Raw genomic sequence first — 9,050 nt, 5'->3', positions numbered from 1 at the left:
ACCATACGGCTCTTTGTGCATAAGTCATATAGCCGGACCCGCGGGCCCATTTATTAGTTAGTTAGCTCTCAAGGACGGACATGCATCTATCTCCACCCTGCTTTCACATACTCGAGGCCGTGGATGAGCTTCTGGATAAATGTATCCGAGGCTGCTATCCAAGAGCCTGGAACGAAGATCACATTACTTATAGCTGGCTGAGCGAGTTGTCCCAGGCATGGCCGTCGCTGGCGCCCGCTCGTCATGGTCCTGTAGACGTAAGCTGGGATGCTTATAAAATGGACGGAGCGCTGGAAGAAGAGAACGGAGATGTTGCCTTCCTCATTGACTTGAGATTCGACAATGGTAATACGCTGCAGGGAGTCGGCTTCTTAGAGGCAAAAAGAATCTACGAATCCGGAAAATTCGACGCGCTGAAATGGAAGCAACTTATAGGGCTAGAAGCTAATTCCATGAATCACCAGCTTCTGCTGTACGACCATGACCCAGTGCAAACGGAGTTTTCGCAGTTCGCATCGATTTGTTACTTCGACTGCCATGTATGCGGTGAAGCACAAGAGCTTCACTGTTGCCACGGCTACGCCGATAAGTCTTCTGCCATTGTAGTCCCCAGTGTTCATGCAATTGCTTACGAGGAAAAGGGTCGAGCCCTCGAGTCAATTGGCTACAGGCTTGCCGAGCAGATCATCATGCGCTATTTCCGCGGCCTTGATCTGAACTTCGATAAAGATCTCGTCACTAAAGTTCTGGCAGGAGCAGCAGGCGGCGCCAAGTATTTGGCCGTTGCTACGGTCTCGGTTGGTAGCTCGGAGCAATCGATTAGGAGCGCAAAGGGTGACGATTTGAAGCTGCAGCCGGAAGAACGAAGTGGGTATAGGCGCCTAGAGCGGGCCGCACACGGCGAGAGCTAACAATTCATTCAAGCCGAACCCGCTTCGCATCGAAGGCGCTATAGAGCCGTGAGCGGATTCCCGCGAAGCCATGGGAAGAGCTCGAGTCGGCGCCAGCGCATCTCGTTCGGCGAGGCAGGGAATTACCTTCCGGGCGGCCGGCTGTGGATGTCTGGCCATGACACTCGTAGTACCGGTGCCCGGCTCGGCGTTGGTCACATCGAGAGGCTGCATAGGCGGTGAGAGGTTGCCCAGATTGATTTCAGCCTCCTACATGGTCGGGAGAGCGGATGCCCAGTGGTGGAGGAATTGCTCCTGCTCCAATGTCTCAACAGCCCCATTGCGCACGCCCCTCACACGTTTGATTGCATCCTCGCTACTCAGCGACTCTCTGCTAGCTAGGAGGAGCATGCAAGCGACGGTGCCCGCTCTGCCCAATCCACCTTTGCAATGGACGACAACCCTTCTCCCCTCGCGTAGCTCGTTGCAGAGGGACAGCTCCAACTTCTTCCACTTCTGGAGAAAGGACGTGTTAGGCGGACTGCCATCCACGATCGGCAGTCCGTACCAATGAATGCCATATATTGCTGCACGCTCCGGCAGAGCAGGGATCTGGAGCTCCTTGAACTCGTATGGCTCAAGCAGACTGATGAGATGGCTAGCGCCCCAAGCGCGTAGTGCCCGCAGATCTATGTCTAGATCCCTTGACCATGAGCCTGTCATAGCAGTGCTCTGATGCTTGCCTGGTGCGAACGTCACTCCGATGGCACCGCCGCGCTGGCCAACCAGTAGAGTTGCTATCTCAAGAGGATGGGAAAGGCTGGTTCTGATCACTGCAACTCCTTCGCTTTAAGGGGGGGAACAGCATCCTCCATAGGGATCTCATGTGTGTCTGTGAGGAGGTGCTTTCGGCGGCTTATCCGACGAGCTGGAGAGCACGGTTATCCTTTCTTCGATTCTCCTCTGCGCGACCTGCAACCCATCGTCATCAGCAAGGTAAGGCGACGTAAATAGTGGTGCTTCAACCCAGAACTCGAGTTGGCCCGGGTGAACGTAGCGGRCGTAGTCATCCAACAGCAGCGTCTGGCCGTGCCGCGGACTCACGAACCGAAGATCCTTAGTAGAGCCTGTCCATTCGACGTATCGCACATCGGCGAACCACGGTGGCGCGTGCCCCTCTGCCGCCAGGAGTGACACAATTTTCAGCGCACTTGGCTGCGGCACGGTCGTAAATAGCACAACCTCGCCGAAGGTACTCCGAGCATGATCAAGGAAGCCTAGAAGCCCAGGCCGTGGAATCTGGCTGACCGCATTGGAGATCAGCGTCCCTTCTAGATCTAAGGCAAGGATAGTCGGACGCATTTGATGGGATCCTGTCCAAGTTTGCGCATGTCGTGAGGCAGCAGGATGGTTCTGGGGCGTTCTTCACTGACCTACTAGAATCGGCGGGGCGAGCCAGTAGTCGTCGCCAATCGGCAATAGGCATTCCAGTGCGACGTCGACCATCAGCGGCCGCCTCCAGGCAGGGGCTGGCATGAAGCAGTAGTCAGACTTGTCCAACACGCCCGACGCCTGCTTGAGGGAGAGCCAGCGTGTCCGGCTCCGGACCTCACGCTTTAACACAGTCACTGCCGCAGATTCGTCGCCGCCGGTGCTCAGGAAGTGACTAGCCGCTCCGCGAACTGATGACCACAGTACGTACCTCTTGCGCCCCAAGCTAAGCTCGCTCCATTCCTCCTCGTGCAAACTCACGATCTCTTCGGCGTACTGAACCCAATCCTGTGCTTACGTAGAAGTGCGACGAGGTACGCACTCGCTTCGCGATCGGAAAGCTGCCRCCAGAGCCACTGCCGGTCAGGCGCTGCAAGCGAGGGATACCAAGCCCTCAGTGAGTCGGTTAGCGAGACTTCCAGATTGCCTGGTAGTTCAGCGCAATCCCGATAGTTCCAGCGAATGGGGTCATAGAGAGAGCGTCTCGCAGAACTTCCCGATGAGGCCACCTCAGCCAGGACACCCGCAGCCTTAAGGAATAGCAGCAGGTGCTGCGCGACTGCAGGGTCAGCGGCAATGGGGGCAGAGACCGAGGTCGAGCGCTCCAACGCACACCACGCGCACGCGTAAAACGGCCCAAGCGATACGAGCAGCGCATCGAGGTCTGGCCACGGGGACATGAGGGTCTGTTGGTTACGCCCATAGATCACTCGATCCTCGGCAGTTCCACCAGCTTTGATGCTATCAAGCTGGAGGAAAGACGCCTACACAATTTTCATGTAGCGACTACTCAGCCATAGATTGCGTTCCGCTCCTTCAGGCGGATGCAATGGCTACGAAAACGATCTACCAAAGTGCGTACCTTCGGTTGGTCGGCCAGCTTCGCGAGCGACGTGACTCGCTGGCTATCAGTCAGACCAAGCTGGCCTCCCATCTGGGGTGGCCTCAGCAGAGGATCTCTTCCGTTGAGTCTGGGGCAAGGCGCCTGGACGTATTGGAGTTTTGCCTCATCGCTTCCGCCCTAGGGTTCTCCTCGGCTGAAGTTGCCGAGCAGGTCTTGAGGATGCTGCAGAGCGTGCGGACTAATCAGATTTAGTACGGAGAGTGGCGTTGCCACGGCACTGCACCATCCAGCAATAGCCGGAATGTTGAGCTTAGTGGCACAGCTGCGACCGAATTGCCCCGGGATCGGAAGGGCCTTTTGCGCACTCACTCTAGCTGCCGATCCGGCCCATGACGACTTGCATGGGACATATCAGTCCGAGCCCTAGCACCAAGAATGGGATTCAACGATCTGAAACGCCCTGCCTGGTTTGGCTTGGCCCGGATCTACCATCAGGGGCATCCGTGTTCGCTACCGTCATCTGACGCCTGGGTAGGCGCACCGCAGTCAGAATCTGGCATTGTATGAGCAGCCCTTTAGGACGACGAAGTCAATGGACCCGACCGATGCAAACAATCCTGCGGCGAAGAATGAGCCATCACCGACCTCTGTTCCTAGCGCAGCCGACACTCGATCAGCACAATCTAAGCTCAATCAGTCATCACTGGCTGTCGACAATAATTCTCGCTCTCCACTGGAGATCATCAAGAGTCATCCTGTCGGCTCAACAATCGTCCTAACTGCGGTCGTTCTTTCAGGYATTGCTTCATTCCTTACTTACTTTGGCTTCCGCGTCTACGACTCAAGTACGGTGACAAGGAACTCCGAGATAGAGCGCAGCTATGTACCCCGATCCGTGCATGAAACGGCGATTTCAGACTTGGACCGAAGGATTGCGCTTCTCGATTCGTCTATCAGGACGCTAACCAGTGAGAAATCAGAATTAGCCAACAAGCTGCAGGGTGCCCAGACCGAGCTGGCAAGACAGGAGGCTTTAGCGGTCGTTGCCGCAGGATCCTGCCAGAGGCTCAGGGATGATCTGTTCGCTCAAGAATCTGCACAAGAGCAACTGGAAAAGATCATCCAGAACGGCGGAGACTCTACGATGGCGTACCAGGAGAGGGTGACTCCGCAGCGGGAGGCTGAAATGCGGCGCGAACTCGAGGATCTTAGAAGGCGCTCAGCGCAGATCCAACAGAATATCTCCCAGATTCGGGTCGCTCTTCAGACTTGCTCAGCCCATCCATCTCAAGTCCAGATGATAAGACAACCCATTTAGAACAACGGCTCCGGAGTAGTGCAAGGAGGAAAATGCGCACCGATGTAGTGCCCCGGGCCGAAGCTTGTAGGCACAGGCTGTGGCGCCCTTCAGGCCTCGACGGCACGAACCTGGACTCAATTGATCCGCCGATCTCTCTGCCGCGCCAAACGGTAGCAAGGCGTAGAGCACCCGTTTGCAGCATCGACCAAGCTAGTGGTGCGTCAGTAGTTGGGACTGTTGCAGATCTCTCTGTCACAGCAGTGGTGCTGATGCATCGCTCGATCTCTCGCTCGCGGAACTCCAATGTTGTAAATCACCCGGGCAGGCAGATTAAAGACGAATTTGGAGTCGCCATGCGCTGCATCTTCCAGCTATCTTAAGCGCCGCAATCGAGCTGTGGTGCATCATCCTCATCAGAGTCTCTTGAGGGATCTGGAGCACGTCAGCGGCGTAGAAGCCGTAATGGTGCCTACAGGCATGCGAGCCGGCCCTGATCCCAACTCGCTTGAACGCGCTCTCGACCAACTCGTGTGCGCCCGAAAGGCTCATCGGCTGACCATAGCTGTTCGATGCCCCACGACGTTTCGTGTTGAAGAATAGGTACGGGTGGCGAAGTCGCCCCGTCCTGAGCAACGCCTTGTGATCGTCAAAGTACGCTTCAAGGCAGCGGCGAAAGTACGTGCCAACGATTCGCTCCTCCAACCAGAAGGCATATCGATTCGCAGGGTCGGACTCAGTCAAGAGCATTCCTTTCCATCCCGCGAACTCGCGATGCCCCCTTCCTATTTCGCTTCGGGGGAGACGCCCGTACCTCCTTTCGAGGAAGCCAGACCTGTCCTCATTGGTCGACGATTCGTATCTACCGCTTACGGGATGCTCCAAGCGAATTTTCGAGGCACCCGACTCGCGGAATAGCTCGACGACATCATTAACATAGAGGTGCAAAGGCTCAGAGATGCGAAGGCCTGCATAGCCGAGCAAAAGCATCAACATCTTGTCTCTCGGCGCTTGGACCCCTCGGTCAATGACTTCAATCATCTCCGCCGGCGAGAGATGCTTAGCTCGCATCTTCGAGGTGTCGGTCTCGGTCATGCGCCGGTTGATCTCAAGAGTCTCCCTGTTCCGCCGACGGCGTATCCCTCGTAAGTGGACCATCGCATCACTACAGCCAGCCTCGCGGGCGGCTCGATAGAACCGCGCAACCCTAACGATGTCATGCTCATCTGGGTTGAAGACCGGCGAATCGTGGAGCTTGGCCACAAACCTCGAATAACGATCAAGGGCGCGGACCTCCTCACTGACAGTCGAGATTCGGACTCGGCCCCAGTAAAGGCCATGCGTGTCTTCACCGGCGGTCAACGTACCGCGAAATCTAGCCTCCGCGTACTCCTGGACGAGCACGTAGAGGTCTCGTTCAAGGGGCGCTTGAACGCCGCATTTCGCTTGGCAGAATGCGTAGAAGGTACCTACGGCTCGTAGGTGTTCCTCGATCTTGGAATCACTCCAGTTCTCTGAACTCAGCGCTCGTGCCCAGAGGGCCGCCGTAGCACTCGGCAGGCCGTTCTTCAGGAACAGAAAAGGGAAGAGCCCGCCGCGGCGTTCCACGATAGGTATGTAGATGATACGCCAAGGGCGATATGGCAGCGGCGCCGGACTCATTCGGTGGACTCAATGTCGAACCTGCCCAATTTATGGGCCTTTCAGTTGATCGGTCAAATTCGCTCGGCCATATATATGACACTATGTCTACCCCCACTAAAGTGGCGGCGATGAACCCGTGTCCCTGTGGCTGGGCGGGCGACCGCAGCAACCGTTGCCTGTGCAGCGACGAGCGCATCACCCGCTACCGCGCGCGGGTATCGGGCCCGCTGCTGGACCGCATCGACCTGCACATCAACGTGAGCCGCATGGATGCAGTTGAACTGCGCGAGAGCACGCCGCTGGGCGAGCCCAGCGCCAGTGTTCGCTCGCGGGTGGAAGCGGCGCATGCGCGGCAACAGGCGCGCGGCGGCCTCAACGCGCACCTGCCGCCTGCTGCCCTGCGCGCGTGCACGCGCTTGAGCGAAGCCGACCAGGACCTGCTGGAACAGGCCATCGAGCGCCTGCAGCTGTCGGCGCGGGCGATGCATCGCATCCTGCGCGTGGCACGCACCATTGCCGATCTTGCCGAAAGCGAGACCATCCAGACCGCACACTTGGCCGAGGCCATTGGATACCGGCAGCTGGACCGGGGCAAGCCAGGCACATAGCGGCCCCGGCCTCACACTGTTGACTTGCTTGCCTGAGGCACACAATATTAGTTGCCTCAGGCAATAAAAGAACAACCACCATGCCCGCCCAGCACAGCCAAGCCCTCGACCGCGCCGAGCAGGTGCGTCGTTTCAACCGCTTCTATACCCGCCGCATCGGCGTGCTGCAGGACCACCTGCTGGGCAGCCCGTTTTCCCTGACGGAAATGCGTGTGCTGTACGAACTGTCGAGCCGCGGGGCAGCGCGGGCGTTGGACCTGCGCACGGAGCTGGGCCTCAACGCCGGCTATCTCAGCCGCGTGATCGCCACGCTGGAGAGCCAGGGGCTACTGGAGAAGACACCCCACCCGGACGACGCTCGCTCGCAGTTGCTGGCGCTGACCGCGCTTGGCCGGCAGACGTTCCAGCCTTTCGAAGAGGCGTCGCGCCAGGAAGTGCTGGCCATGCTGGCGCCGTTGCCGGAGGCGCAGCAGCAGGCGCTGGTGGACGCGATGGACCGCATCGGGCAACTGCTGGATACGCGCCCGGCAGATGTTGTGCTGCGCGCCCCGCAGCCGGGTGACATGGGCCTGGTGGTACACAAGCAGGCGCGGCTGTACGCGCAGGAGTACGGCTGGAACCAGGAGTTCGAGGCGCTGCTGGCTGACATCGTCGGCAAGTACCTGCGCGAGTTCGCCCCTACTTCCGACCGCTGCTGGATCGCCGACCGCCAGGGCGAGATGGTGGGCTCGGTGTTCGTGGTGCGCCACGATGCCACCACGGCCAAGCTGCGCATGCTGTACGTGGATGCCAGCGCGCGGGGCCTGGGCGTCGGCCGCCGCCTGGTGGAAGAAGCCATCGGCTTTGCGCGTGCCGCCGGTTATACCCGCATGGTGCTGTGGACGAACAAGGTGCTGCTGGATGCGGTGCGCCTGTATGAGAAGACCGGTTTTTCGCTGGTGGAGGAAGAGCACCACCACAGCTTCGGCAGTGACCAGACCAGCCAGGTGTGGGCCCGCGACCTGGCCTGAGCAGAAGCAACGGCGCAGGAGGCGCCCCTCGTCCGGAAGATTACGGAGCGGGAGTCCTATCGGGCCGGCTTCTTCCGATCAGCACAGCCACTTAGCGCCACTACATTTAGCGCCACTACTTGCAGAGAGTGGTACCTGGCAACTCGCCACTCAGCTGCCGCATCGTGGAGTCGACTGCCCGACTAAGTGGCGCGTTCTCACCCGTCGCAAGCACACGGGCACGTGCCGACAATTCTCGCTTCCGCCCAACGAACCGAGACGGAAAACGGGGCCCTGCATCGCCGCAGGGTGCCCTCTCGAAATTCCCGCTTCCCCCCAATGGTCGGAATCCCCCTAGTCGCACCACCTGAAAGTCCCGATGGCTACCCGCAGCGCGCCGCCCCACCATCAAGCGCCCCTCCGCAGGAAACCACACATGAGCCTGGCGCTGGTCCACAGCCGTGCCCGCGCCGGAGTCGACGCCCCGTTGGTACGAATCGAGGTGCATCTCTCCGGTGGTCTGCCGGTTACCCAGATTGTCGGCTTGGCCGAGACCAGCGTGCGCGAGTCACGCGAGCGCGTACGTGCCGCCTTGCTCTGTGCGCGCTTCGATTTCCCGCAGCGGCGCATCACCCTCAACCTCGCCCCCGCCGATCTTCCCAAGGAAGGCGGACGCTACGATCTGGCGATTGCCTTGGGCATCCTCGCTGCCAGTGGCCAGGTTGATCCGCAGTCGTTGCTGCAGTACGAATTCCTCGGCGAACTTGGCTTGACCGGTGAGCTGCGCGCGGTGTCTGGCGCACTGCCGGCCGCCATTGCCGCCGCCGAAGCCGGACGCATCCTGATCGTGCCCCCGGGCAATGCCGCTGAAGCCGCGCTGGCCCAGCACGCCGATGTGCGCGTGGCGCGCACCCTGCTGGAATGCTGCGCCGGGCTGGGCAATCCACGCCTGCTGCCGGAGGTGGAACGCGTGGACGCCACGCCGCTGCCGCTGCCGGATCTGGCCGATGTACGCGGGCAGGCGCTCGCGCGCCGGGCACTGGAAGTGGCGGCGGCCGGTGGTCATCATCTATTGCTGATCGGCAGCCCCGGCTGCGGCAAGACCCTGCTGGCCTCGCGCCTGCCCAGCCTGCTGCCGGATTCCGAGGAGATCGATGCCCTGCAGTTGGCCGCCATTACCTCGGTCAGCGGCGAAGGGCTGGACCCGAAGCGCTGGCGACAGCGGCCGTTCCGGGCGCCGCACCACAGTGCGAGCGCTGCGGCTTTGGTGGGGGGCGGCAATCCGCC

At 59.8% G+C, this 9,050-nt stretch carries 8 protein-coding genes and 1 pseudogene; 6 read left to right on the top strand and 3 right to left on the bottom strand.

Annotated features, from left to right (window positions below):
* Positions 1 to 119: 119 nt before the first annotated feature.
* A complete protein-coding gene (locus tag AC1DJN_RS18055; protein ID WP_442251433.1) occupies positions 120 to 911 on the top strand; it encodes a hypothetical protein in 792 nt (263 codons plus the stop codon).
* A gap of 249 nt (positions 912 to 1,160) precedes the next feature.
* On the opposite strand, the gene AC1DJN_RS18050 is transcribed toward AC1DJN_RS18055, so the two are convergent.
* Together AC1DJN_RS18050 and AC1DJN_RS18045 are read right to left on the bottom strand one after the other, a co-directional pair.
* Positions 1,161 to 1,724: a cyclin-dependent kinase inhibitor 3 family protein gene (locus tag AC1DJN_RS18050; RefSeq protein ID WP_442251434.1), complete on the bottom strand. Its 564-nt coding sequence runs from the start codon at positions 1,722 to 1,724 to the stop codon at positions 1,161 to 1,163.
* Positions 1,725 to 1,772: 48 nt separating this feature from the next.
* On the bottom strand, positions 1,773 to 2,252 hold the full coding sequence (locus AC1DJN_RS18045) for an NIF family HAD-type phosphatase (RefSeq protein ID WP_478039659.1): 480 nt from the start codon (positions 2,250 to 2,252) through the stop codon (positions 1,773 to 1,775).
* 958 nt (positions 2,253 to 3,210) lie between these two features.
* Between AC1DJN_RS18045 and AC1DJN_RS18040 the strand changes: the two genes are divergently transcribed.
* Together AC1DJN_RS18040 and AC1DJN_RS18035 are read left to right on the top strand one after the other, a co-directional pair.
* Entirely contained in the window at positions 3,211 to 3,477 is a 267-nt protein-coding gene (locus tag AC1DJN_RS18040; RefSeq protein WP_442251436.1) for a helix-turn-helix domain-containing protein, read from the top strand.
* Between the two features lie 340 nt (positions 3,478 to 3,817).
* Positions 3,818 to 4,543, top strand: coding sequence for a prefoldin domain-containing protein (locus AC1DJN_RS18035; RefSeq protein ID WP_442251437.1), 726 nt, complete (start codon positions 3,818 to 3,820; stop codon positions 4,541 to 4,543).
* A gap of 312 nt (positions 4,544 to 4,855) precedes the next feature.
* On the opposite strand, the gene AC1DJN_RS18030 is transcribed toward AC1DJN_RS18035, so the two are convergent.
* On the bottom strand, positions 4,856 to 6,184 hold the full coding sequence (locus AC1DJN_RS18030) for a hypothetical protein (protein WP_442251438.1): 1,329 nt from the start codon (positions 6,182 to 6,184) through the stop codon (positions 4,856 to 4,858).
* Between the two features lie 101 nt (positions 6,185 to 6,285).
* Here AC1DJN_RS18030 and AC1DJN_RS18025 point away from each other — a divergent pair.
* The 3 genes and pseudogenes from AC1DJN_RS18025 to AC1DJN_RS18015 all read left to right on the top strand — a co-directional run.
* Positions 6,286 to 6,774: pseudogene (locus tag AC1DJN_RS18025) on the top strand (magnesium chelatase subunit ChlI family protein); the annotation flags it as partial.
* An 80-nt stretch (positions 6,775 to 6,854) separates the two neighbouring features.
* Positions 6,855 to 7,784: a bifunctional helix-turn-helix transcriptional regulator/GNAT family N-acetyltransferase gene (locus tag AC1DJN_RS18020; protein WP_442251439.1), complete on the top strand. Its 930-nt coding sequence runs from the start codon at positions 6,855 to 6,857 to the stop codon at positions 7,782 to 7,784.
* Positions 7,785 to 8,199: 415 nt separating this feature from the next.
* Positions 8,200 to 9,050 (top strand): magnesium chelatase domain-containing protein (locus AC1DJN_RS18015; protein WP_478039657.1); only part of this gene is annotated, 851 nt, incomplete at its 3' end.

It is taken from the genome of Stenotrophomonas sp. 05L414_2 (assembly GCF_056397905.1).
Note: the sequence above shows the minus strand (reverse complement) of the source record. Positions and strands in the feature narration are given on the sequence as shown.